Source organism: Achromobacter sp. ES-001, assembly GCF_019448355.1.
Lineage (GTDB): Bacteria > Pseudomonadota > Gammaproteobacteria > Burkholderiales > Burkholderiaceae_B > Achromobacter > Achromobacter spanius_B.
Genome location: NZ_CP079940.1, coordinates 924,150 through 948,236, shown reverse-complemented (window position 1 = coordinate 948,236; position 24,087 = coordinate 924,150). Strand labels below are relative to the sequence as shown.

Here is a 24,087-nt window from a genome sequence, read left to right as displayed (position 1 = left end):
ACATTTCGTTGCACCGCTGTAGCAACGGCTGCTACGTCCTCCCCTTAGACTTTTCGGGTCGCCTCCCGCGAGTCAAAGAAAGAGGAGAAAAAGAAGATGGCTACAACCGATGTAAAAGCCCCATCGCAATCGGAAAACGCGCCGCTCAAGCGCGTGATGGGCCCCAAGCTGCTGTTGCTGTTCATTGTTGGCGACATCCTGGGCACAGGCGTTTATGCATTGACCGGCCAGGTCGCCGCCGAAGTTGGCGGCGCGGCCTGGCTGCCCTTCCTGGTGGCCTTTGCCATCGCGCTGCTGACCGCGCTGTCCTACCTGGAACTGGTCACCAAGTACCCCAAGGCAGCAGGCGCGGCGCTGTATGTGCACAAGGCGTTCGGCGTGCACTTTTTGACCTTCATCGTCTGCTTCACCGTCATGTGTTCGGGGCTGACATCGGCGGCCACGGCGTCCCAGGCGTTCGCCGCGAACCTGTTCGCCGCGTTCGGCATCAAGGCCGAGAAGACGTGGATCACGTTCGGCGCGCTGGGCTTCATGCTGCTGGTGATGCTGGTGAACCTGCGCGGCGCGGCCGAAAGCGTGAAGGCAAACGTGGTGCTGACGCTGATCGAGCTGTCGGGCCTGCTGATGGTGATCCTGCTGGGCTTTTATGCCATCGCCGGCGGGCAAGCGGATTTCTCGCGCGTGGTGGCGTTCGACACGCCCGAAGATAAAAGCGTGTTCCTGGCCGTGACGTCGGCTACCGCGTTGGCGTTCTTCGCGATGGTCGGGTTCGAGGACTCGGTCAACATGGCCGAGGAAACGCACGAGCCCAGCCGCATTTTTCCGAAGGTGATGTTGACGGGGCTGGGCATTACGGCCGTGATCTACGTGCTGGTGTCGATCTGCGCGGTGGCGCTGGTGCCGGTGGGCGAACTGGCCAAGAGCTCGACGCCGCTGGTGCTGGTGGTCAAGCGCGCCGCCCCGGGCCTGCCGGTGGAATACATCATGCCGATCATCTCGATGTTTGCCGTGGCGAATTCGGCGCTGATCAATATGATGATGGCCAGCCGCCTCCTGTACGGCATGTCGCGCCAGGGCGTGCTGCCGGCCTTTCTGGCGCACGTGCATCGCAAGAACCAGACGCCGTGGACGGCCATTCTGTTCACGACCGTGCTGGCCTTCGGCCTGATCATCCTGGTGTCGCTGGCCGACTCCGAAGCCATCCGCGCGCTGGGCGGCACCACGGCGCTGCTGTTGCTGGGCGTGTTCGCCTTCGTCAACGTGGCGGTGCTGGTCCTGCGCCGCGACAAGGTCAAGCATCAGCACTTCACGATCAATCGCATCGTGCCGTGGCTGGGCGCGGCGGCGTGCTTGTTCATGGTGACCCCGCTGACCGGGCGCGACGTCATCCAATATCAGGTGGCGGGCTGGTTGCTGCTGCTGGGCGTGGTGATGTGGGGCGTGACGTACGTGGCGCACCGCAAGGAAGCGCGCATGGAGATCGACCCGGCCTCGCTGGATTGAGGCGGCATTGCGGGGTCGCGGGACCGCTTGATCGGACGTCACAGCGTCGATCTGGCGGGGCGGCAAGGCATGGGCCTTGCCCGAAATGGGCGGGTGCGCATCGCGCCCCGCCTTGCTCCCGCCTTGCGCGGTTTCAACCGCCCTTGGCCAGCCCTTCGCGGCGCGGGTCCGCGCCCCCTTGCAAGCCCTGCGCATCGATCACGATGCCGTGTATCCCGCTGGGAAATTCCGTGATGCGCACCGGATGCCCCATGGCTTCCAGCGCGGGCGCCAGCGCCTCCAGCGCGGTCCCCTTTTCCAGTTCGGTTTCCTTGTTGCGGCTACCCATGTTGGGCAGCGCGATGGCGGCCTGCATGTCCAGCCCCCAATCCAGCACGCCCACGATGGTCTTGGCCACATAGTTGATGATGGCGCTGCCGCCGGGCGATCCCACCAGCATGAAGGGCTTGCCGTCACGCAGCACGATCATGGGCGCCATCGAGCTGCGCGGCCGTTTGCCCGCTTCGACGCGGTTGGCCACGAGCCGGCCTTCGGGGTCCTTGAACGACGAAGAAAAATCCGTCATTTCGTTGTTCAGCAAAAAACCGCGCACGAAGATCTTGCTGCCGAACTCGCTTTCGATGGTGGTCGTCATGGACAGCGCGTTGCCCTTGGCGTCCACCGCGACCAGGTGGCTGGTGGACGGCACTTCCAGCGCGTTGTCGCGGCCCAGGGTCAGCAGCTTGCCTTCGGGGTCGCCGGGCAGGGCCACCTTCATGCTGCGGTCGGGCTGAATCAACGCACCGCGCGCGCGCAGGTAGGCCGGGTCCAGCAGCGCGCGCACCGGCACGTTGACGAAGTCTGGATCGGCCACGTAGAAGTCGCGGTCGGCAAAGGCCAGCCGGCCCGCCTCGGAAAAATAATGCACGGCCTGCACGGAACCGGGCGTGTAGGTGGCGACCGGATACTGTTCCAGCTCGCCCAACATCTGCAACACCGCGATGCCGCCGCTGCTGGGCGGCGCCATGCCGCACAACTGGTAGCCGCGGTACGGCCCGCACACCGGGTCGCGCGTCTTGGCGCGGTAGTTGGCCAGGTCCGCCAGCGTCAGGTCGCCCGGTTTGGCGTGGCCGTGCACGGCGGCCACGATATCGCGCGCGATGTCACCCTGGTAGAACGCATCGGCGCCCTGCTTGGCCACGGCGCGCAGCGTGCGCGCGAATTCGGGATTTTTCAGCACATGGCCTACCGGCCAGGGCGCGCCGTCGGGCGCGTAGAAATACGCAGCGGCGGCGGCCTGCGTGGGCAGGGCCTTGTTGCCGGCCAGCAGCGTGTGCAGGCGGGGCGACACGGCAAAGCCCTGTTCAGCCAGGTCGATGGCGGGCTGGAACAGGTCGGCCCAGGGCAGCACGCCCGCTTCTTTGTGGGCCAGTTCCAGGCCGCGCAACAAGCCCGGCACCCCCACCGACATGCCATTGTTGACGGCCTGCGCAAACGGCAGCGGCTTGCCGTCGGCGTCCAGGAAACGGTCGGGGCGCGCGGCGGCGGGCGCGGTTTCGCGGCTGTCGATGGTCTGGATGCGCCCGGACTTGGCCGAATACCACACGATGAAGGCGCCGCCGCCGATACCGGACGATTGGGGCTCGACCAGGTTCAGCACCAGCTGCGTCGCGATGGCGGCGTCGATCACCGAGCCACCCTTGCGCAGCATGGCCTCGCCCGCCTCGGTAGCCAGCGGGTTGGCCGACACCATCATGTAATGCTTGGCGCGAACCAGTTCGCGCGCCTTGGCGCCGCTGGCGGCTTCGGGGTTGATGTCTTCGGTGGCCGGCGTGCGGGCCCAGGCGGCCGGGACGGGGGCCATGCTGGCCGTCAGGGTGGCGGCAAGCAAGATGGCGGCGGCGTGGCGGCAAGCGCGCATGGTGAGCTCCAGGGTGGCGCCGGGTGTCCGGCAGGCGTCCATGATGATCTGCCAGCGGGTCGCGCGCCGTCAACCGCTTAGAATCGCGGTTCCGGTCCCCTATCCTGTCCTGCCATGCGCCTGCGCCACATCGAAATCTTCGAAGCGATCCGTCGTACCGGTTCCCTGACCGAGGCGGCCGCCGCGCTGCATATCTCGCAGCCGGCCGCCAGCAAGCTGCTGGCGCACGCCGAGGCGCAGCTGGGCTTCAAGCTGTTTGATCGTGTCAAAGGCCGGTTGGTGGCCACGCGAGAAGCCGAGATCCTGACGCCCGAGGTCGCGCGGCTGAACCAGGACCTGAACAGCGTGCGCCGGCTGGTCGCCAACCTGCGCGACCGGCCGCATGGGCATTTGCGCCTGGGCTGCGCCCCCGCGCTGGGCCTGGGCCTGCTGCCCGGCGTGGTGCGCGACAGCCGCGACGCGCAGCCCGGCATCACGTTCGACATCCACACGCATCACAGTGCGGAGCTCGTGCAAGGCCTGCTCACGCGCGAGCTGGACCTGGCCATTACCTTCGACACCAACGACTATCCCGGCCTGACGCGCACCGGCCTGGGCCACACCGAGCTTGTGCACCTGAGCCGTCGGCCGGCCACGGGGCCCATGCGCCTGGCCGAACTGGCCGATCCCACCGGTGAAACGCTGATCGTGCTGGATGCGGGCGATGCGTCCGGCGCGTTGCTGCAAATGGCGCTGGACGCACAGGGGCTGGCGCCGCAGGTCTCCATCCAGGTGCAAACGCATTACGTGGCCTGCGCGCTGGTGGACGCGGGTTGCGGCGACGCCATTGTCGACGCCATCACCGCGCAGGCCATGTTGCGTCCCGGCATGAGCCTGCGCCGCCTGGAGCCCGCGCTGCGCGTGCCGATCAGCATCATGGTGCGCAACCAGGACCCTTTGTCGGCGCTGCATGCTGACCTGATCGAGCGGCTGCGCGCGGCCTGCGCCGCCCGCGTGGCGTCCTTGGATGTGGCGGGGTAGTTCGGGTAAATGGAGTAGCTGAAGCAGCTGGGCCGACGTTGCAAGACTGGCCGCGCGCGCATTCGGCCGCCGTCGTGTCGCCGTCGTGTCGCCGTCGTGCCGGCATCACTGCACGGCATAAAAAAAACGGGCGCCCGTCAGGGCGCCCGTCTTCATTTCAGCATCAGGAACCGGCTTGTCGGCCAGCCCCAAGCCGCATCAATCCAGCTTGATGTTCTGCTTCTTCACCACGTCTTGAGCCCAATCGAACTGCTCTTTGATTTCCTTGGCGAACTCTTCAGGCGTGTTGCCCGAGGGCGCCGAGCCCTGATCGTCCAGCGCCTTGATGACCTTCGGGTCCTTCAAGGCCACGACGGCAGCGTCACGCAGCTTGTTCACGACCTCCATCGGCGTGCCCTTGGGGGCCAGCAGGCCGTACCAGACCGGCTGGTTCAGCACTGGGAAGCCGGCTTCCTTGAACGTGGGCACGCCCTTGACGGCGGGAATCTGCTCGGGCCAGGCGATGGCCATGGCGTTCAGCTTGCCCGCCTGGATCTGCGGCATCGAGGACGGCAGGTTGTCGAACAGGATTTCGATCTGGCCGCCGACGGCGTCGGCCACGGCCGGGCCCGAACCCTTGTACGGCACGTGCACGATGTCGGTGCCCGTGGCCATCTTGAACGATTCGCCCATCAAGTGCAGCACGCCGCACGTGCCCGAGCTGCCATACGAGTACTTGCCGGGGTTCTTCTTCAGTTCTTCGATGAAGCCCTTGAAGTCCTTGGCGGGGAACTTCGGATTCACGGCAACCACGTTTGCCGTGTTGGCGAAGTTGGTGACCGGCTGGAAGTCCTTGATCGGGTCGTACGGCAGGTCCTTCGGACGGCAGGCCGGGTTGACGGCCATGGTCGAGACCGTGGCGATCGACAGCGTGTAGCCGTCGGCATCGGCGCGCGCGGCTTCAGAGGCACCGATGGCGCCACCCGCGCCACCCTTGTTTTCCACGACCATCGGCTGGCCAAGTTCCTGGCTCATGCGTTGCGTCACGAGGCGCGCGATGATGTCGGTGGAACCGCCGGGCGCGAACGGAACGATCACGCGGATAGGCTTGCTGGGGTACTTGTCGGCGGCATGCGCGACGGAGGCGCCAAGCGTGCCGGCGGCGCCGGTAGCCAAAGCGATAGCAACGGCCAGGGAGCGAACTTTATTCATAGGTGTGTTTCCTCCAAGAGTGCGAGCCCGTATGTAAACGGACCGTTTTGAGATGGTCTCCGCCTGTGGACGGGCCAGCAGATAACGGTGGGAGCGCATTGCTTCTGTGCAGCGTGTGTGGCGCTGCTTTTATAAGGTGCTTGTGGCAGACGCGCCCGCCAGAATGACGGAGAATAGCAGCAAATGCTTACACCCGCATAGCGTGCCGATCCCCGGTCAACGCGCTGTTAAAACACCCTTTCCTCATGTCGGTCGCCTTCCTGGTTTTCCCTGATTTCATGCTGGTCGCGCTCGGTTGGGCGCTGCGTCACAAGCTGGGTTTTTCGCGCGAGTTTTTTGCGGGCACCGAGCGTCTCGTCTACTTCGTCCTGTTCCCCGCGCTGCTGTTCCAATCCATTCTGCGCACGCCCATCACCGCGGGCAACGCGGCCATGTTGCTACAGGCCACGGCGGCGGTGGTGGTGGCCGGCGTGGCGATGGCGTGGCTGGCCGGCTGGGTGTTGCGGCCGTCGTCGGTGGGGCTGGCGTCGTCGGCCCAGTGCGGGTACCGCTTCAACACGTATATCGGCCTGGCGCTGTCGGCAAGCCTTGCCGGCACGCAGGGCCAGACGGTGATGGCGCTGATCGTCGGCTTTGCCGTGCCCATGGCCAATGTGGCCGCGGTCTATGGCCTGGCGCGCCACAACGGCGGCAATCTGCTGCGCGAGCTGGCGCGCAACCCCCTGGTCGTGTCCACGCTGGTTGGGCTTGCCTGCAACCTGGCGGGCCTGCACCTGCCCAGCCCCGTCGACACGGTGCTGGGGCGGCTGGGCGCGGCGGCGCTGGCGCTGGGGATTATTTGCGTAGGCGCCAGCCTGGCCTGGGAAGGCGGCAAGGGTTACGGCACGTTGATCGCCTGGATGCTGGCCGTGAAACTGGTCGCCCTGCCCGCCGTGGCGCTGGGCGTGGCGATGTTGCTGGGCCTGCCGCCGCTGGAAGCGCGCATGCTGCTGCTGTTCGCGGCCCTGCCGACGGCCTCGGCCGCTTATGTACTGGCCATGCGCATGGGGGGTGACGGGCGCATGGTGGCGGTGCTGATATCGCTGGGCACGCTGTTCTCGGCGGTGACGATACCGATGTGGCTGCTGCTGGCCGGGCAGCCCTGATCCGACGAAAAAAAGGCTGCCGGGTCGGCAGCCTTGTTGGGCTTGGGCTGGGCTTGGGCTTGGGCTTGGGCTTGGGCTTGGGCTTGGGCTTGGGCTTGGGCTTGGGCTTGGGCTTGGGCCTGGGCTTGGGCTTGGCCCTGTGCTTGAGCCCTGTCCCCAGACGTTTACGACTTGTGCGCGTTGGTCATGGACCCGGGCACCACCCATTCGGCAAACTGCGCTTCGGTCACGTAACCCAGCGCCAGCGCCGACTCCTTCAGCGACAAGCCTTCCTTGTGCGCCTTCTTGGCAATCTGCGCGGCCTTGTCGTAACCGATGTGCGGGTTCAGCGCCGTCACCAGCATCAGTGACCGGTCGACCAGTTCAGCGATGCGCTCGTGGTTGGGTTCGATGCCGGCCGCGCAATGCGCGTTGAAGCTGGCCATGCCGTCCGTCAGCAGGCGCACCGATTGCAGGAAGTTGTGGATCACCAGCGGCTTGAACACGTTCAGTTCGAAGTTGCCGCTGGCGCCGCCGATATTGATGGCGACGTCGTTGCCCAAGACCTGCGCGGCCAGCATGGTGACGGCTTCGCACTGCGTGGGGTTGACCTTGCCCGGCATGATCGAGCTGCCCGGCTCATTTTCCGGAATGCTGATTTCGCCCAGGCCCGAACGCGGGCCGCTGGACAGCCAGCGCACGTCGTTGGCAATCTTCATCAGCCCGGCCGCCAGCGACTTCAACGCGCCGTGCGCGAACAGCAAGGCCTCGTGCGAGGCCAGTGCCTGGAATTTGTTGGGCGCCGACACAAAGGCCGTGCCGGTGGCATGCGCCAGATCGGCCGACACCTTGGCGCTGAATTCGGGATGCGCGTTCAGGCCCGTGCCCACCGCCGTGCCGCCAATGGCCAACTGATGCAGGCCGGGCAGCGTGGCGCGGATCTGCTGTTCAGCCAGATCCAGCTGCGCCACATAGCCGGACAGTTCCTGGCCCAGCGTCAAGGGCGTGGCGTCCTGCAAATGCGTGCGGCCGATCTTGACGATGTCGTAGAAGGCGGCGCTTTTCTCGGCCAGCGTGGCGCGCAACTGCTTCAGCGAGGGCAGCAGATGATGTTCGACTTCGACGGCCGCGGCCACGTGCATGGCGGTCGGAAACGTATCGTTGGACGACTGGCCGCGGTTGACATGGTCGTTCGGGTGCACCTTGCGCTCTTCGCCACGCACGCCGCCCAGCAGTTCCGACGCGCGATTGGCCAGCACTTCATTCATGTTCATGTTGCTTTGCGTGCCGGACCCCGTCTGCCAGACCGACAGCGGAAATTCGTTGGGCCACTTGCCGGCGATGACTTCGTCGGCCGCGCGAATGATGCCGTCGGCGATCTTCGGGTCCAGCTCACCAAGTTCGGCATTGACCTTGGCGGCCGCGCGCTTCAGGCGCGCCATGGCGTTGACCAGCGGGACAGGCATCTTTTCCGTGGAAATCGCGAAAAAATGCAGCGAACGTTGCGTTTGGGCGCCCCAGAGGTGATCCTCGGGGACTTCGATCGGCCCAAACGTGTCTTTTTCGATGCGGGTCTTCATGGCGCGTACAACTCCGTGGCGGCTGACAGTCGCAAAGCGCGGCGTCGGCCGCAAGCGACTTATTGAGAATGAAAATCACTAAATAGATTAGCAGAAACCCGCATTCCTATAATTGCGGAAATCCGAAATCCCTTCACCGTTTTTTACCACTCGCCCCGCGCCATGTCCGCCCCTCTTTGCAGCCTGACCTTGCACCTGCCCGACGAAGCCGCCACGGAATCGCTGGCGCGGCAGCTTGCCCCGTTGGTTTCCGGGGGACAGACCAAGCCCGCCGGCGCCTGCATACACCTGCAAGGCGACCTTGGCGCGGGCAAAACGGCCTTCACCCGCGCCCTGTTGCGCGAATGCGGCATCACCGGCCGAATCAAAAGTCCCAGCTACGCGCTGCTTGAATCCTATAAAGTTTCTAACTTATACTTCTATCATCTTGATTTTTATAGATTTAGTGATTCGCGCGAATGGTTGGACGCAGGATTTCGGGATTTACTGCGTGAAGACGCGGTGGTTTTGATCGAATGGCCGGAGCGGGCCGAGGGCCTTTTGCCCCCGCCCGACTTGCTGATTTCCCTGGCTTATGCCGATGAGGGCCGCGACGCCACCCTGACCGCGTACACCGCACGAGGACAAACATGGTTGAACGCGATTGTCCCCCCGCCAAAGACGGCGCCCTTCCCTCGGCAGGCGCCACCCGACGACGCCTGATCAGCGTCGCCGCCACTCTGCTCGTCTTGCCGGTCCTGCCGCGTCTGGCGCAGGCGGCAACGATCCTGGCCGTACGTACCTGGCCGGCCGACGAATACACCCGGGTCACGCTGGAGCTCGATAGCGAGCTGAAGGCGGAACAATTCACGCTTGAAAATCCCCACCGGCTGGTGGTCGATATCGAGGGACTGACCCTTAGCGCGGCCTTGAACGACCTCGTCTCCAAGGTTCGCCCCGACGACCCCTATATCCAAAGCCTGCGCGTGGCGCAGAACCGCCCGAACGTGGTGCGGCTGGTGTTCGACCTGAAGCAGCCCGTGGCGCCGCAGGTGTTCACGCTCAAGCCCGTGGCCGACTACCAGTACCGCCTGGTGCTGGACCTGTACCCGAAGATCGCCCAGGACCCGCTGGTGGCGATCCTGAACAAAAGCGGCCCCGACGTCGACGACCCCCTGGCGCGCATCCTGGAAGACATCCAGCGCAACCCGGTTACGCGGGCCGACCCGCCCGAGCCGCCGCGCGTGCGCGGCCAGCAGCCGGCCCCGCCCCTGCCCACCGCGCCCAAGTCGCCCCCGGCCACCGCCGGCCGTGGCAAGCAGCGCATGCTGACCATCGCGCTTGATCCCGGCCACGGCGGCGAAGATCCCGGCGCCATCGGCAGCAGCGGCCTGCGCGAAAAAGACGTGGTGCTGCGCATCGCCCGGCGCCTGAAAGCGCTGATCGACAGCCAGCCCTACATGCGCGCCTACCTGACCCGCGACGACGATTATTTCGTGCCGCTGCATGTCCGCGTGCAAAAGGCCCGCCGCGTGCATGCCGACCTGTTCATCTCGATCCACGCCGATGCCTGGGTCAAGCCGTCGGCCAACGGCTCGTCGGTGTTCGCGCTATCGCAACGTGGCGCGTCCAGCGCGCAGGCGCGCTGGATGGCCGACAAGGAAAACGCGGCCGACTTGATCGGCGGCGTCAACCTGGGCAGCCACGACCGTCAGGTGGCCAAGGTGCTGCTGGACTTGTCCACCACCGCGCAGATCAACGATTCGCTCAAGGTGGGCAACGCCTTCCTGGACGAAATCAAGAAGATCAACCGCCTGCACAAGAACAGCGTCGAGCAGGCCGGCTTTGCCGTGCTGAAAGCGCCGGACATCCCTTCGGTACTGGTCGAAACCGCCTTCATCAGCAACCCGCAGGAAGAAGCCCTGTTGCGCAGCAATTCGCACCAGGACAAACTGGCGCAAGCCATGATGACCGGCATTCAACGCTACTTCACGGCCAACCCGCCGCTGGCGCGTCTGGGCGACGTCAGCTGAACCCGCCGGCGTAACCCCCAACAACCGCAACAACGGTCGGGATAAAAAAAGGGCGATGCGCTTGATGGCGCATCGCCCTTTTTTCGACCCCGCGCAGCGTTGCGCGGGGTGGCCCTTGGGCTGTTACGCCCGGCGTGACTTGATGAGCTTGAACACGCCCGCGCCCACCACGGGCACGATGGCGGCGGCCAGGCCCAGCAGGACGATGGTGTTCAGGTGTTCGCGTACCAGCGGGATGTTGCCGAAGAAATAACCGGCCGCCACCAGGCTGATCACCCAGAACAGGGCGCCCAGGATGTTGAACATCTGGAAGCGCGACATCGACATATCGGCCACGCCCGCCACGAAGGGCGCGAACGTGCGCACAACGGGAATGAAGCGCGACATGACGATCGTCTTGCCGCCGTGCTTTTCATAGAACGCGTGCGTGCGCATCAGCGCGCCCCGGTCCAGAAAGCGCAAGTTCATGGAGAACACACGCGGGCCGATGTAGCGCCCTATCATGTAGTTCAGCGTGTTTCCGGAAATGGCGGCCACGATCAGCAGCACGGCCATCAACACCGGGTCGATATGCCCCGTGGCGCCGAATGCGCCCGCGATGAACAGCAGGGAATCGCCGGGCAGGAACGGCAACACGACCAAGCCGGTCTCGGCGAATACGATCAGGAACAGCACCAGGTACACCCACACGCCATATTGCGCGACCCAGACGCCCAGCGTCTTGTCGATGTGGAGGACCATATTGAAAAATTCGAGCATTCAGCGGCCTGGAAGTCGGAAGGAAGGTTAAACCTTCGCGACTATAGCCCACCGGCCCATGACGCTAAAATCGTCCACACAGCACCATCAGACTTAAGCCTAATGACAGAACGCCGTTCCATTCTTGCGCTTCCCGACCTGTTGATCAGCCAGATTGCCGCTGGCGAAGTCATCGAGCGGCCCGCCTCCGTGCTCAAGGAAATACTTGAGAACGCCATCGATGCGGGCGGCCGCGCCATTGAAGTGCGCCTGGAAGGCGGCGGCATCCGCCGCATTGCCGTCACGGACGACGGCGGCGGCATTCCGCCCGACGAGCTGCCGCTGGCGCTGGCGCGCCACGCCACCAGCAAGATCCGCTCGCTGAACGAGCTGGAATCGGTAGCGTCGATGGGGTTTCGGGGCGAGGCCCTGGCGTCGATTGCCTCGGTGGCCCAGGTGACCATCATTTCGCGCACCCGCGACGGCGAGCATGCCTGGCAGATCGATGCGGGCAGCATGCAGGTCAGCCCCGCTTCCGGCCCACCGGGCACCACCGTGGACGTGCGGCAGCTGTTCGACGCCGTGCCGGCGCGGCGCAAATTCCTGCGGTCCGAGGCCACCGAATTCGGCCATTGCGTTGACGCGATGGAACGCATCGCGCTGGCGCATCCGCAGATTGCGTTCCGCCTGTTCCACCATGATCGCGCGCAGCGGCAATGGTTGCCGGCCGAGCCGCCCCAGCGCATCCGCGACGTGCTGGGCGCGGAATTCGCCGAGCACGGGCTGCTGCTGTCGCACTCGGTCGGCACGGTGAGCTTGGCCGGGATGATCACCCGCCCGACCGCCGCCCGCGCCCGCGCCGACCGCCAATACCTTTACGTAAACGGCCGCTACGTGCGCGACCGCACGGTCAGCCACGCGCTGCGCGCCGCCTACGCCGACGTGCTGCACGGCGACCGCCAACCCGCGTACGTGCTGTTCCTGGACATAGACCCGGCCGCCGTGGACGTGAACGTACACCCGGCCAAACACGAAGTCCGCTTCCGCGATAGCGGCGCGGTGCACCGTTTTGTGTCGCACGCCGTGGGCCAGACGCTGGCGCAGACGGGCGGCTCGTCCGCCGTCACGCCTTCGCGGCAGGAGCAGGAGGAAGACGGCGGCTTTGAGACCGTGGCGTCGGCCACGGCGGCAGGGGGCTCCGGTTCTGGCTTGGGTTCGGGTTCTGGCTTGGGGTCCGGCTCTGGCTTGGCGGCCGGCTCGGGCTTGGGTTCCGGCTCGGGCTTGGGGGCCGGTTCAGTTTCCGGATCGGGTTCTGGATCGAGCTTGGCTTCTGGGTCGGGCTTCGGCGCCGGCGCCGGCGCCGATGCCGGTCACACTGTCGCCGACGCCGCCTCCGCCCACGCACGCACTCAGGACGGCCACGGTGCCTCCGGTACCGCGCCGAACGCCCTACGCCCCGGCTACACCGGCCAGAACGCCGCCTACGGCCTGCGCCCGTCGCCCGCGCCGCAACGCGCTCACACCCAGGTGCCGTTCCGCCTGCATAGCGAGCCTGCCGGCATCCCCGCCGCCGACTGGCAATCCCTGTATCGCCCCCTGAACGACGACACGGCCGCCAAGGTCACGCCGGTCAGCGAGCCCCGGCCCGCGCCCTCCCTGCCCATGGACGAGGAACATCCGCTGGGCATGGCGCTGGCGCAACTGCACGGCATCTACATCCTGGCGCAGAACCGCCGGGGCATGGTGCTGGTGGACATGCACGCCGCGCACGAGCGCGTCGTCTACGAACAGCTTAAGCAGGCGTTGGACGCGCGCAGCCTGCCGCGCCAGGACCTGCTGGTGCCGGTGGTGTTCCACGCCCAGGAAAAAGACGTGGCGCTGATCGAGGAATTTGAAGAGCAGCTCAGCGAGCTGGGTTTCGAGATGCGCCCGTCCGGCCCCACGTCCATCGCCGTGCGCTCGGTGCCCGCCATCCTGGCGCGTGGCGATATCGAAACGCTGGCGCGCGCGGTGTTGCGTGACCTTGGTGCCGTGGGCGTATCGCGCCTGTTGACCGAACAACGCAACGAACTGCTGTCCACCATGGCGTGCCACGGATCGGTGCGCGCCAACCGCAGGTTGACCATCGAAGAAATGAACGGGCTGCTGCGCCAGATGGAAGCCACCGAGCGCGCCGACCAGTGCAACCACGGCCGCCCGACCTGGGTGCAATGGTCGGTGTCCGACCTGGACAAGCTCTTTCTGCGCGGACAATAAGTTTGCCCTCTTCCCTGCCCCCCGATACTCCGCTGGTGATTTGCCTGGCCGGCCCCACGGCCGCCGGCAAAAGCGCGTCCACCCTGGCCCTGGCCGAGCGCTGGCCGATGGAAATCGTCAACGTCGATTCGGCCACCATCTACCGAGGCATGGACATCGGCACCGCCAAGCCCTCGCCCGAGGAACAGGCCCACGTACCGCAGCACCTGCTGGACATCCTGGACCCCGCGCAGTCGTATTCGGCCGCCGAGTTTCGCGCCGATGCGCTGCGATTGATCGACGAGATCCGTGCGCGCGGGCGCATTCCGCTGCTGGCCGGCGGCACGATGATGTACTACAAGGCCCTGCGCGATGGGCTGGACGACCTGCCTCAGGCGGACCCCGCCTTGCGCGCCGAAATCGAAGCGCGCGCCGCCATCCAGGGCTGGCCCGCGCTGCATGCCGAACTGGCGCGGCAAGATCCCATCACGGCGGCGCGCCTGGCGCCCAATGACAGCCAGCGCATCCAGCGCGCGCTGGAAATCTGCCAGTTGGCGGGCCAGCCGATGTCCGCATTGCTGTCGCGCGGCCAGCAAAAGCCCGACGACGACGCCAACCACTACCTGACCATCAGCCTTGAACCGTCGGAGCGCGCCGCGTTGCACGCGCGCATCGAACAGCGCTTTGACGCCATGCTGGCCAACGGCCTGCTGGACGAAGTGCGCGCGCTACGCGCCCGGCCCGATCTGCATCCGGGCCTGCCGTCCGTGCGCTGCGTGGGCTATCGGCAGATGTGGGCGCATCTGGACGGCGAGGTCGACCTGCCCACCGCGCGTGAACAGGGCATTGCCGCCACGCGCCAACTAGCCAAGCGCCAGATCACCTGGCTGCGCGCCCAGCCCGACCGCGTCATCGTCGACTGCCTGGCCAGCGACGCGGTGGCGCAAACCATCGACGCCGTGGCGCTGGCGCTGGCGGGCAAGCGCTTGTAGCAGAATGATGCTTGGCCAAGTCGCGCCTCGCGCGTGGCAAAACGTGGCGAAACGCGGCGAAACGCCGGCGGCAGCACGAGTAGCTGCTTCGGGCCCGCCCATGAAAAAACCCGCCAACGGCGGGTTATTTCATGCTCATGCACGCGAAGCGAAACCAGTCGGGCTTACACCACGAAGGTTTGCGCCATGCCTTCGGTCTGCGCGACGATTTCGCCGATCTTGTTGACCGTTTCACCTTGCTCGCGCAAGGTCGCGGCGATGGCGTCGGCCTGGGCCGCATCCACCACCAGCACCATGCCGATGCCGCAGTTGAAGACGCGGTGCATTTCCGTGTCTTCAACGCCGCCCTGCTCTTGCAGCCACTGGAACAGCTTGGGCATTTCCCAGCCGTCGCGATGCAGCTTGGCCGACAGGCCGGCTTGCAGGATGCGCGGCACGTTGTCCAGAAGGCCGCCGCCGGTGATGTGGGCCAGGCCCTTGATGTCGGTGCCGTGCTTGGCCAGCGCGGCCAGGACTTGCTTGACGTAGATGCGCGTGGGCGCCATCACCACGTCAACCAGCGGCTGGCCGTGGAAGTCGTCGGTCGGCTTGGCGCCGGCGCGTTCGATGATCTTGCGCACCAGCGAAAAACCGTTGGAGTGCACGCCGCTGGAGGCCAGGCCCAGCACCACGTCGCCCGGCTTGATCGACTTGCCGTCGATGATCGCGGACTTTTCCACCGCGCCCACCGCAAAGCCGGCCAGATCATATTCGCCGTCCGGGTACATGCCCGGCATTTCAGCGGTTTCACCGCCGATCAGCGCGCAGCCCGACAATTCGCAGCCCTTGGCAATGCCGCCCACCACCGACGCCGCCGTGTCCACCGAAAGCTTGCCGCAGGCAAAGTAGTCCAGGAAGAACAGGGGCTCGGCGCCCTGCACCAGGATGTCGTTGACGCTCATGGCGACCAGGTCGATGCCCACGGTGTCGTGGCGGTTCCATTCGAACGCCAGGCGCAGCTTGGTGCCCACGCCGTCGGTACCCGACACCAGCACGGGCTCGTTGTACTTCTTGGGCACTTCGAACAGCGCGCCAAAGCCGCCGATACCGGCCAGCACCCCGGGGCGCATGGTGCGCGCGGCGAGGGGTTTGATACGGTCGACCAGGGCGTCGCCTGCGTCGATGTCGACACCGGCATCGCGGTAGGTCAAGGGGGCTTTAGGTTGATTCGTCATGAGAAATGCCGTGGGGTATGTAACAATTGCTGGGAATTTGGTGGAACGCCCCGCATTTTACGATGTTGCGGGCCTGTGCAGGGTTCGGACTGGCCGGGCGCCGCGAAAGCGGCGGGGGCGAGACGGGCTGGCCGGGGGGCAAAAAGGGCGCAAACCCAAGCCTGGCAAAGCCCTTGAGCGCGACACCATCCCCCCAGGTGGTTTAAAGTGTTGGGTTGGCCGGGTTGGATTTTGCCAGTTTCTGGCGGGCATTACCCGAATCGGCCCCGTGTATCACCGTTTTTTGGCTTTTCCGGCAACACCGGCATGCCCATCGCGCCGCAGCGAGCCTTGCGCAGACGTACCGCGCAGGGCATTGGAAGTACCGAACAAGCCTGATTGATAACCTCTCATGAACCGCCAGCTGCTGCTCGACGTTCTTCCCGCGCCAGCGCCATCGCTGAACAACTATATCGCCGGCCCCAACGGGGAAGCGCTGGCGGCCGTGCGCGCGCTCAATCCGGGTCGCGCGCTGTATATATGGGGCGCCGCGGGCTGCGGCCGCACTCACCTGCTGCGCGCCCTGACCGCGCGGCCGGACGCCGTCTTCGTTGATCCGGCCAAGGGCGAAACCATGCTGCGCCGCCTGGCCGAAGCCGATTCCAAATCGCCCATGCCCAAATTCGTGGCGGTTGACGACGTGCACCGCATGGACGACAGCCGCCAGGCCGCCTTGTTCGCGCTGTACAACCGCTGGCGTGAATCCGCCGCCACGGGCCGCGCGTTTGCGCTGGCGCTGGCCGGCGACCGCGCCCCGCTGTCCATGCCGCTGCGCGAAGACCTGCGCACCCGCCTGGGCTGGGACCTGGTGTTTCGCCTGGACCCGCTGTCCGACGCCGACAAGCTGGCCGCGCTGTCCGCGCAGGCCGCCGAACGCGGCATGCACCTGGCGCCCGAAATCATCAACTGGATGCTGATTCATCACGAACGCGACATCCGCAAACTGGCCGCGTTGATCGACGCGCTTGACCGCTATTCCCTGGCCACCGGCCGTCCCATCACCCTGCCATTGCTGCGCGCCATGCTCGCAGATCCTGATTCGCAACGCACATGACATCCCGACGTCTCGCCCTGTTCGACCTGGACCACACCCTGTTGCCGCTGGACAGCGACTATCAATGGGCCGACTACCTGGCCCGCACCGGCCGCGCGGGAGACCCCGTCCAGGCCCGTCGCCAGAACGACGACCTGATGGACCGCTACAACCGCGGTGAACTCACCGCCGAACAGGCCGCCGAATTCATGCTGGGCCTGCTGGCGGCGCATTCGCCGTTCGACCTGGCCGACTGGCACGAAGAATTCATGCGCGAAGTCATCCGCCCGTCCATCACGGCCGACGCGCGCGCGCTGGTGCAATCCCACCTGGACGCCGGCGACCTGTGCGCCATCGTCACGGCCACCAACAGCTTTGTCACCGCCCCCATCGCGCGCGCCTTCGGCGTGCCCTACCTGGTCGCCACCGACGCCGAATACCTGCGCGGGCGCTATACCGGCCGCATCCTGGGCACGCCCAGTTTCAAGGAAGGCAAGGTTGTGCGCGTGAACGAATGGCTGTCCAATCTGGGATTGGCGCTTGCGGATTTCCCCGAATCGTTTTTCTATAGCGATTCGGTCAATGATGTGCCTCTGCTGGAAAAGGTGACCCGTCCGATCGCCGCCAACCCCAGCCCGACCTTGCGCACCATCGCAAAGGACCGTGGCTGGCAAGTGATCGACTTGTTCGACCACATGGAAGACTCGAAGTCCTAATGATCACTGAAACCATAAAAAAATTCGTCGGCCGCTTGTTCGCGCCGGCACCCCGGGGGCCGTTGCGCATTGGGCGCGACAAGCACGGCATTGATCGCCGTAACGTTTCTCGCCACGCCATCAAGGTCTGCGAAGTCTTGCGCCAGCACGGCTACGAAGGCTATATCGTGGGCGGCGCGGTGCGTGACCTGATCGTCGGACTGGAACCCAAGGATTTCGACGTGGCCACCAACGCCACGCCCGAACAGATCCGCCCGCTGTTCCGCCGCGCGCGCATCATCGGCCGCCGCTTTCAGCTGGTGCACGTGGTGTTTGGCCAGGAAATCATCGAAACCTCCACCTTCCGCGCCCCGGCGTCCGAAGAGCAGGAAACCGATGAGCACGGCCGCATCCTGCGCGACAACGTGTTCGGGTCACAAGAAGAAGACGCCAAGCGCCGCGACTTCACCATGAACGCGCTGTACTACGACCCGCACACCGAGGAAGTCATCGACTACCACAACGGTGTGGCCGACCTGAAAAAACGCCAGGTCCGCATCATTGGCGACCCGGTCAAGCGTTACCGCGAAGACCCGGTGCGCATGCTGCGCGCCGTGCGTTTCGCCGCCAAGCTCAACGGCACGATCGACCCCGCCACGCGCGAGCCCATCAGCACCATGGCCGAGCTCATCGAAAACGTGCCGGCCTCGCGCCTGTTCGACGAAATGCTCAAGCTGTTGACCTGCGGCCACGCCATGGACTGCCTGCGCCAGCTGCGCGCCGACGGCCTGCACAACGGCCTGCTGCCCTTGCTGGACGTGGTGCTGGAGCAGCCCGGCGGCGAACACTTCGTGGAGCTGGCGCTGGAACGCACCGACGCCCGCGTGCGCGCCGGCAAGACCGTCAGCCCCAGCTTCCTGTTTGCCGCGCTGCTGTGGCAGCAGGTGGATGTGCGCTGGAAGCAGTTGCGCGCGCAGGGCGAGCACACCATACCCGCGCTGTCCCAGGCCGCCGATTCGGTGCTGGACGAACAGACGGAAAAGCTGGCCATCCAGCGTCGCTTCTCGTCCGACATGCGCGAGATCTGGTTCATGCAGCCGCGTTTCGAGCGCCGCATGGGCAAGACGATTTTCCGCATGATCGAACAACCGCGCTTCCGCGCCGCCTGCGATTTCCTGCAATTGCGCGCCGCTGCCGGCGAATTCGACAGTGTGTTGGCACAGTGGTGGATGGACCTGGCCAATGCCGACGACGTGACGCGCGCCGACATGATCGAAGAAGTGGCGCGCCTGCCGCGCGAGGCGGGCGATGGCGGCATGGGCGGCATGGGCGGCCCCGCTGCGTCGACCGGCACGCGCAAGCGCCGGCGTCCGCGCCGTTCGCCGTCGCGCGGCCCGGCCACCCCCGAGTAAACCGTGTCGCCCGCTTTGGTCCGCGCCTATATCGGCCTGGGCGCCAATCTGGGCGACAGCGCGGCCACCTTGCGCCGCGTGCTGGCCCAATTGCAGGCCACGGACGGCATCGACGCCGTGACGGCGTCGCCGTTCTACCGCAGCGCGCCGGTGGACGCCGCCGGCCCCGACTTCGTCAATGCGGTGGCGGCGCTGGACACCCGGCTGCCGCCGTTGGCATTGCTGGATGCGCTACAGGCGCTGGAAAACCAGCACGGGCGGCTGCGCCCTTACAAGAACGCCCCACGCACGCTGGATCTTGATCTGTTGACATACGGCGACGTGTTGCTGGATCACGAACGGCTGACCCTGCCGCATCCGCGCATGCATCAACGCGCGTTCGTGCTGCTGCCGCTGCACGACCTGGCGCCGGACATGCTGGTGAATGGCCGGCCGATTTCGACGTGGGTCGCCCAGATCCGCGATCAGGCGATCGAACGCTTGCCGGATTGATCGGGCAGGCAGCCTGCAAGCTTGGGCTCGATGGCTGCCCGGATGCCTGCCCCGATGCCACCCCTGGCGCCTGCCCCCGCCGACCGCCCCCGCGCCTACGCTTTAGGCGCAAACGCCATCATCGCGCGTTCCACGTCTTCCACTTGCGGCAACCCGGCCTCGTTGCCCAAGTGCTGGATCTTGTGCGCCGACGCCGCGCGCGCAAAGGTGAAGTGTTCCAACCAGGGCAGTTCCGGCCGGTTCAAATACGACCACACATAGGCGCCGTGAAACACGTCGCCCGCGCCCGAGGTATCCACGATGCGTTCGCCCGGCACATCCAGCGATGGCAAGGTGTCGACGCGCCCCGTTTCGTCATACCAAAGCATGCCGCGCTCGCCCATCGTGACGGCGCCGATGCGGCAGCCGCGCGCCTTCAGCAGGTCCAGCAGCCGGGCTGGGCTCAGCTCCAGCTGTTCGCACATGCGCTCGGCGCACACGGCCACGTCGATATGGCGCAGCAGCTCGTCGGTGTTCTCGCGCACGCCGCCGCCGTCCAGCGACGTCAGCACGCCCGCCTGCCGGCACGCGCGCGCATAGTGCAGCGCGGCATCCGGCTGATGCCCGTCCAGGTGCAATGCGCGATACGCGCCGACATCCAGCCGGGGGAAATCATTCAGGTACTGCACGTCGCGCGCGCGCACGATGGCGCGCTTGCCGTGGTTGGGCATGATGAACGACAACGATGACCGGCGCACATGCCGCGCATGCAGCGTGATGCCGTGCGCGGCGGCCATGTCGGTGTACATGTGGCCCAGCCAATCGGGTGCCAAAGAACAGATCAGGTCGGGCGGCGTGCCCAGCTTGCCGCAAGCAAACGCCGCCGTGACGGCGTTGCCGCCGAAGGACACGGCGTAGTCACGCGCCACGCTTTTTTCGTCGCCGGTGGGCCATTCGTCGGCCAATACGGTGACGTCGATGTAGGTATGCCCGATGAACAGCGCATGGCTCATGGGGGGGCCTGTTCCCCGGCCTGCGCCAACACCAGCCGCGCGCGCGCGATCACGGGCGCGTCCACCATCTTGCCGTCCAGCATGAAGGTGCCCGCCGCCGTCTCGCGATGTGCAGCCACCACGCGCCGCGCCCAGGCCAGTTCTTCGCGCGCGGGCACGAAGGCCGCGTGAATCACCGGCACCTGCGCCGGGTGGATGCACAGCATGCCGCCAAAGCCCATCTGCTGCGCGCGCGCCGCCGCGGCGGCCAGCCCGGCCGTGTCCTGCACGCCGGGAAACACGCCGTCCAACGCGGGCGCGAGCCCGGCGGCGCGGTTGTGCAGCAATACCTGCACGCGCGCCTGATCCAGCACGGTTTCGGCGCCGGGGGTGTCGGGGGTCAGGCCCATGTCCAGCGCGTAGTCCAGGCTGCCGAACGCCAGCCGCGCCACGCCGGGCGTGGCCGCGACTTCGGACGCGTTCAGCAGCCCGCGCGCGGTTTCAATCAGGGGGATGACGGGCAGACCGGTTTGCGCCACGTGCCGCACCTGCGCCAGTGTTTCTGCCTTGGGCAGCAGGATGCCCGCGATGTTGGGCCGGCCACGGCAGGCTTTCAGGTCATCGTCGTGCCAGGACGTGGACGCGTCGTTGATGCGCACCCACAGGCGGGCGTCGTGATGCGTCCCCAGGAAGTCGCACAGCGCCTCGCGGGCAGACGCCTTGGCCAGATGCTCGACAGCGTCTTCCAGGTCCACGATAACGGTGTCGGCCCCGGCGGCCAGCGCTTTGGGGATGCGCTCGGCGCGCGACGCCGGCACGAACAGGGCGCTACGAACGACGGAATGCGTCACACGACCTCCGAAGCATGCAATTGCGCCACCTGATCGGGCGCGTATCCCAGCGATGCTAGCACCGCATCCGTGTTTTCGCCCACGGCGGGCACGGCGGCCATGCGCGGCGCGAATGCGCTGCTGCTGGCGGGCGGCAACAGCGCGGGCAGCATGCCGGCCGGGCTGTCGACCTGGCTCCAGCGCGCGCGCGCCTGCAATTGCGGGTGCGCCCACACGCCGGCCATGTCATTGACGCGGGCGTTGGCGATCTGGGCATCTTCCAGCCGCTGTGTGACCTGTTCGATCGACAGATCGGCAAACGCCGCCACGATCAGGTCGCGCAACGCGTCGCGGTTGGCGGTGCGCTGCGAATTCGAGATAAAGCGCGCGTCTTCCGCCAGCGTGGGCTGGCGCAGCACCTGCGCGCAGAACACCCGCCATTCGCGTTCGTTTTGCAGGCCCAGCATGATGGTCGAGCCATCGCCCACCGGAAACGGGCCATAGGGATAGATCGACGCATGCGCCGCCCCCGCGCGCACGGGCGGCTTGGCGCCTTCGAACGCGTAGTACATCGGAAAGCCCATCCACTCGACCATGCTTTCCAGCATGGACACGTCCAGGCGGCTGCCCAGGCCGGTTTTCTGGCGCAGCAACAAGGCGTTCAGGATGGCCGAATACGCGTACATGCCGGCCGCGATATCGGCGATGGAACACCCGGCCTTGACCGGATCGTCCTTAGTGCCCGTGACCGACAGAAAGCCGCTTTCGCTTTGGATCAGCAGGTCATACGCCTTCTTGTCCTGATACGGGCCGCCCTCGCCATAACCGGAAATATCGCAGACGATCAGGCGCGGATAGCGCGCATGGAGGGCCTCGAACGACAGCCCCAGCCGGGCCGCCGCGCCGGGCGCCAGGTTTTGCACCAGCACGTCGGCCGATTCCAGCAGGCGTTCCATGATGCCGCCCGCCTCGTCGCGCTTCAGGTCCAGCGTCAGGCTTTCCTTGGACCGGTTGGTCCAGACGAAATGCGAAGACAGGCCACGCACGCGTTCGTCGTAGCCGCGCGCGAAATCGCCGCTGCCGGGCCGTTCGATCTTGATGACGCGCGCGCCCATGTCCGCCAGTTGACGGGTGCAAAAGGGTGCGGCGATGGCGTGTTCCAGGCTGACGACGGTAATGCCGTCCAACGGGCGGGATGCCTGTGTGCTCATTCGGTAAACCTCAGTTCGGCTTGATGGGCCAGCGTGCCGTCCTGCTCGGCCCACAGCTGGGCGACGCCCGGCTCGGTCAAGCGGCCGGCCACCTGGAAGGGCGTAGGCGAAATCAGCGGACGCAGGCCGCGGTAGCTCAGGTGCGTAGGGCGAGCTCGGGGATGGGCGCGCGTAAAGGCGGCAACCATCTCGGTGGCAATCAGGGGGCCGTGCACGACCAGGCCCGGATACCCTTCCACGTCCGTGACATAGGGGTGGTCGTAATGGATGCGATGGCCGTTGAAGGTCACCGCCGAATAGCGGAACAGCAGCACCGACGTGGGGTTGACGGTGTCGCGCCATTGCGCCTGGGGCGCGGGCTCGCTGCCCGACAGCTTGGGCGGCGACGGCTGGCGGTAGACGATGTCCTGCTCTTCTTCGATGACGATGTCGCCGGCCTGATGGTATTCATGGCGCACGGTGACGAAGAGCAGCGCGCCGGTGCGGCCCGCCTTCTCTTCCACCTTGAGCACCTTGGACACCCGTTCGGCCGGCACGCCCACCTTCAAAGGCTGATGCCATTGCACCCGGCCGCCCGCCCACATGCGGTTACGGTCCTGTGCCGGCGGCAAGAAGCCGCCGCGCGCGGGGTGCCCATCCGTCCCCAACCCGTCCATGCCCACCGTGCTGATGAAAAACGCCCATTGCCACAAGGGCGGCAGGGCCTCGCCCACGCCCGGCGCCTGACCGCCCAGGGTGGCCGCGATGCGCGCGGCGTGGCCGGGGTCCATGGCGTCCGGCTTGCGTTCGCCGCTGCCGATCCAGGCTGCCGGGTCTGTAGAAGTCATGCCCATATCCTTTGGTGGGGTTGTTCGGTGGGATTGTTGGTAAGCGTCAAGGATGCCCGCAAGCCGTCCCCGTTGTGAATTCGTTTTTCCTCAAGGCGGGGTTTGCGGCGCCTGAATCGACAGCCCACGCCCAGGCCCGGCGCGGCGCGCCGTAATATATGGCCCATGCACTTCGACCTAGCCGACCTACGCCTGTTCATCCACATCGCCGAATCCCCCAGCCTGACCCAGGCCGCGAAACGAGCGCATCTGTCCCTGGCCGCCGTCAGCGTGCGGATCAAGGCGCTGGAGAACCAGCTCAATTCCCGCCTGCTGTACCGCGACAGCCGTGGGGTGGAAATCACGCCCGCCGGGCAGAAACTGCTGCAACATGCCCGCGTCATCATGCGGCAGGTGGACCACCTGAAGCACGACTTCCAAGAGCAATCCGACGGCGATGCCGGGCACATCCGCATCTTTGCCAACACCACGGCCGTGACCGAATTCATGCCCGACATCCTGGCGCAGTTCCTGTCGGGGCACCCGGGCGTCACGGTGGACCTGCAAGAACGCCTGACGCGCGACATCGTGCGCGGCGTGCTGGACGGCACCACCGACCTGGGCATCGTGGCCGGCCCGGTCGATGCGCCCGAGCTGCAAGCCATCCACTTCAGCACCGACCGGCTGGTGCTGGTGGTGCCCAACGGCCATCCGCTGCAAGACCAGGACAAGGTCAAGCTGGTGGACGCCGTGCGCTACCCGTTCATCACCATGCACGAAGGCTCCACGCTGGTGGCCTTCTTGCGTGACCAGCTGGAACGCAGCGGCCAGCGCCTGCCGCAACGCATCCAGCTGTACAGCTTCGATTCCATTTGCCGCATGGTGCAGGCGGGCGTGGGCATCGGCGTGATTCCCGATTCCGCCGCGCGCCGCTATGGCGCCGACACCAAGTTGCGCGTGGTAGAGCTGGATGAACCCTGGGTGGTGCGTGAACGTAAGCTGCTGGTGCGCGACATCGACGCCCTGCCCGGCTGCGCGCGTGACCTGATCGAACAGATCCAGGTACCCCGCGCGCCTTGACCTTCAGGG

At 66.3% G+C, this 24,087-nt stretch carries 21 protein-coding genes; 12 read left to right on the top strand and 9 right to left on the bottom strand.

Going from position 1 to position 24,087, the window contains the following annotated elements:
* The first annotated feature begins 96 nt into the window (after positions 1 to 96).
* Positions 97 to 1,503, top strand: a complete 1,407-nt coding sequence (locus KYT87_RS04115) for an APC family permease (protein ID WP_104143491.1) — start codon at positions 97 to 99, stop codon at positions 1,501 to 1,503.
* Positions 1,504 to 1,636: 133 nt separating this feature from the next.
* Here the strand turns inward: KYT87_RS04115 and ggt are convergent, their stop codons facing one another.
* The gene (ggt, locus tag KYT87_RS04110; protein ID WP_219992591.1) at positions 1,637 to 3,403 is read right to left on the bottom strand and encodes a gamma-glutamyltransferase; all 1,767 of its coding nucleotides are present in this window, start codon (positions 3,401 to 3,403) and stop codon (positions 1,637 to 1,639) included.
* 114 nt (positions 3,404 to 3,517) lie between these two features.
* Between ggt and KYT87_RS04105 the strand changes: the two genes are divergently transcribed.
* Positions 3,518 to 4,423, top strand: coding sequence for a LysR family transcriptional regulator (locus KYT87_RS04105; protein ID WP_104143488.1), 906 nt, complete (start codon positions 3,518 to 3,520; stop codon positions 4,421 to 4,423).
* A 198-nt stretch (positions 4,424 to 4,621) separates the two neighbouring features.
* On the opposite strand, the gene KYT87_RS04100 is transcribed toward KYT87_RS04105, so the two are convergent.
* Positions 4,622 to 5,614, bottom strand: a complete 993-nt coding sequence (locus KYT87_RS04100) for a tripartite tricarboxylate transporter substrate binding protein BugE (RefSeq protein ID WP_046806457.1) — start codon at positions 5,612 to 5,614, stop codon at positions 4,622 to 4,624.
* Between the two features lie 245 nt (positions 5,615 to 5,859).
* Here KYT87_RS04100 and KYT87_RS04095 point away from each other — a divergent pair, with 245 nt between their 5' ends.
* On the top strand, positions 5,860 to 6,759 hold the full coding sequence (locus tag KYT87_RS04095; RefSeq protein WP_143215487.1) for an AEC family transporter: 900 nt from the start codon (positions 5,860 to 5,862) through the stop codon (positions 6,757 to 6,759).
* Positions 6,760 to 6,923: 164 nt separating this feature from the next.
* Here KYT87_RS04095 and fumC read toward each other — a convergent pair whose 3' ends face one another.
* On the bottom strand, positions 6,924 to 8,318 hold the full coding sequence (gene fumC / locus KYT87_RS04090; RefSeq protein ID WP_104143485.1) for a class II fumarate hydratase: 1,395 nt from the start codon (positions 8,316 to 8,318) through the stop codon (positions 6,924 to 6,926).
* 162 nt (positions 8,319 to 8,480) lie between these two features.
* On the opposite strand from fumC, the gene tsaE reads away from it, so the two are divergent.
* Both tsaE and KYT87_RS04080 read left to right on the top strand, forming a co-directional pair.
* Positions 8,481 to 9,020 (top strand): tRNA (adenosine(37)-N6)-threonylcarbamoyltransferase complex ATPase subunit type 1 TsaE, encoded by a 540-nt coding sequence (gene tsaE / locus KYT87_RS04085; protein ID WP_046806460.1) that lies wholly within the window; start codon positions 8,481 to 8,483, stop codon positions 9,018 to 9,020.
* Complete coding sequence (locus KYT87_RS04080; RefSeq protein WP_046806461.1) at positions 8,948 to 10,330, top strand: N-acetylmuramoyl-L-alanine amidase; 1,383 nt, start codon at positions 8,948 to 8,950, stop codon at positions 10,328 to 10,330. Before tsaE ends, KYT87_RS04080 begins: the two co-directional genes overlap by 73 nt.
* Positions 10,331 to 10,453: 123 nt before the next feature.
* Here KYT87_RS04080 and KYT87_RS04075 read toward each other — a convergent pair whose 3' ends face one another.
* The gene (locus KYT87_RS04075) at positions 10,454 to 11,089 is read right to left on the bottom strand and encodes a VTT domain-containing protein (protein ID WP_082134590.1); all 636 of its coding nucleotides are present in this window, start codon (positions 11,087 to 11,089) and stop codon (positions 10,454 to 10,456) included.
* A 102-nt stretch (positions 11,090 to 11,191) separates the two neighbouring features.
* Here KYT87_RS04075 and mutL point away from each other — a divergent pair, with 102 nt between their 5' ends.
* Together mutL and miaA are read left to right on the top strand one after the other, a co-directional pair.
* Positions 11,192 to 13,324, top strand: a complete 2,133-nt coding sequence (gene mutL / locus KYT87_RS04070) for a DNA mismatch repair endonuclease MutL (protein WP_219991743.1) — start codon at positions 11,192 to 11,194, stop codon at positions 13,322 to 13,324.
* 2 nt (positions 13,325 to 13,326) lie between these two features.
* Positions 13,327 to 14,295, top strand: coding sequence for a tRNA (adenosine(37)-N6)-dimethylallyltransferase MiaA (gene miaA / locus KYT87_RS04065; RefSeq protein ID WP_219991742.1), 969 nt, complete (start codon positions 13,327 to 13,329; stop codon positions 14,293 to 14,295).
* Positions 14,296 to 14,459: 164 nt separating this feature from the next.
* Here the strand turns inward: miaA and purM are convergent, their stop codons facing one another.
* Positions 14,460 to 15,509, bottom strand: coding sequence for a phosphoribosylformylglycinamidine cyclo-ligase (gene purM, locus KYT87_RS04060; RefSeq protein WP_046806464.1), 1,050 nt, complete (start codon positions 15,507 to 15,509; stop codon positions 14,460 to 14,462).
* Positions 15,510 to 15,900: 391 nt separating this feature from the next.
* Here purM and hda point away from each other — a divergent pair, with 391 nt between their 5' ends.
* The 4 genes from hda to KYT87_RS04040 are packed head-to-tail and all read left to right on the top strand — an operon-like array spanning position 15,901 to position 19,180.
* Positions 15,901 to 16,602, top strand: a complete 702-nt coding sequence (gene hda, locus KYT87_RS04055; RefSeq protein WP_046806465.1) for a DnaA regulatory inactivator Hda — start codon at positions 15,901 to 15,903, stop codon at positions 16,600 to 16,602.
* A complete protein-coding gene (locus tag KYT87_RS04050) occupies positions 16,599 to 17,297 on the top strand; it encodes an HAD family phosphatase (RefSeq protein WP_120153950.1) in 699 nt (232 codons plus the stop codon). The genes hda and KYT87_RS04050 overlap by 4 nt, the downstream gene beginning before the upstream one ends.
* Positions 17,297 to 18,688 (top strand): polynucleotide adenylyltransferase PcnB, encoded by a 1,392-nt coding sequence (gene pcnB / locus KYT87_RS04045; RefSeq protein WP_104143481.1) that lies wholly within the window; start codon positions 17,297 to 17,299, stop codon positions 18,686 to 18,688. Before KYT87_RS04050 ends, pcnB begins: the two co-directional genes overlap by 1 nt.
* 3 nt (positions 18,689 to 18,691) lie before the next feature.
* Positions 18,692 to 19,180, top strand: coding sequence for a 2-amino-4-hydroxy-6-hydroxymethyldihydropteridine diphosphokinase (locus tag KYT87_RS04040; RefSeq protein WP_219991741.1), 489 nt, complete (start codon positions 18,692 to 18,694; stop codon positions 19,178 to 19,180).
* A 95-nt stretch (positions 19,181 to 19,275) separates the two neighbouring features.
* Here the strand turns inward: KYT87_RS04040 and KYT87_RS04035 are convergent, their stop codons facing one another.
* The 4 genes from KYT87_RS04035 to KYT87_RS04020 are packed head-to-tail and all read right to left on the bottom strand — an operon-like array spanning position 19,276 to position 23,019.
* Positions 19,276 to 20,172, bottom strand: coding sequence for a sugar kinase (locus tag KYT87_RS04035; protein WP_046806469.1), 897 nt, complete (start codon positions 20,170 to 20,172; stop codon positions 19,276 to 19,278).
* On the bottom strand, positions 20,169 to 21,002 hold the full coding sequence (locus KYT87_RS04030; RefSeq protein ID WP_219991740.1) for a CoA ester lyase: 834 nt from the start codon (positions 21,000 to 21,002) through the stop codon (positions 20,169 to 20,171). Before KYT87_RS04030 ends, KYT87_RS04035 begins: the two co-directional genes overlap by 4 nt.
* The gene (locus KYT87_RS04025) at positions 20,999 to 22,192 is read right to left on the bottom strand and encodes a CaiB/BaiF CoA-transferase family protein (protein WP_104143475.1); all 1,194 of its coding nucleotides are present in this window, start codon (positions 22,190 to 22,192) and stop codon (positions 20,999 to 21,001) included. Before KYT87_RS04025 ends, KYT87_RS04030 begins: the two co-directional genes overlap by 4 nt.
* Positions 22,189 to 23,019 carry a MaoC family dehydratase N-terminal domain-containing protein gene (locus KYT87_RS04020; RefSeq protein WP_046806472.1) on the bottom strand — a complete coding sequence of 277 codons (831 nt, stop codon included), beginning with the start codon at positions 23,017 to 23,019 and terminating at the stop codon, positions 22,189 to 22,191. Before KYT87_RS04020 ends, KYT87_RS04025 begins: the two co-directional genes overlap by 4 nt.
* A gap of 165 nt (positions 23,020 to 23,184) precedes the next feature.
* On the opposite strand from KYT87_RS04020, the gene KYT87_RS04015 reads away from it, so the two are divergent.
* A complete protein-coding gene (locus KYT87_RS04015) occupies positions 23,185 to 24,078 on the top strand; it encodes a LysR family transcriptional regulator (RefSeq protein ID WP_104143472.1) in 894 nt (297 codons plus the stop codon).
* The last annotated feature ends 9 nt before the right edge of the window (positions 24,079 to 24,087 follow it).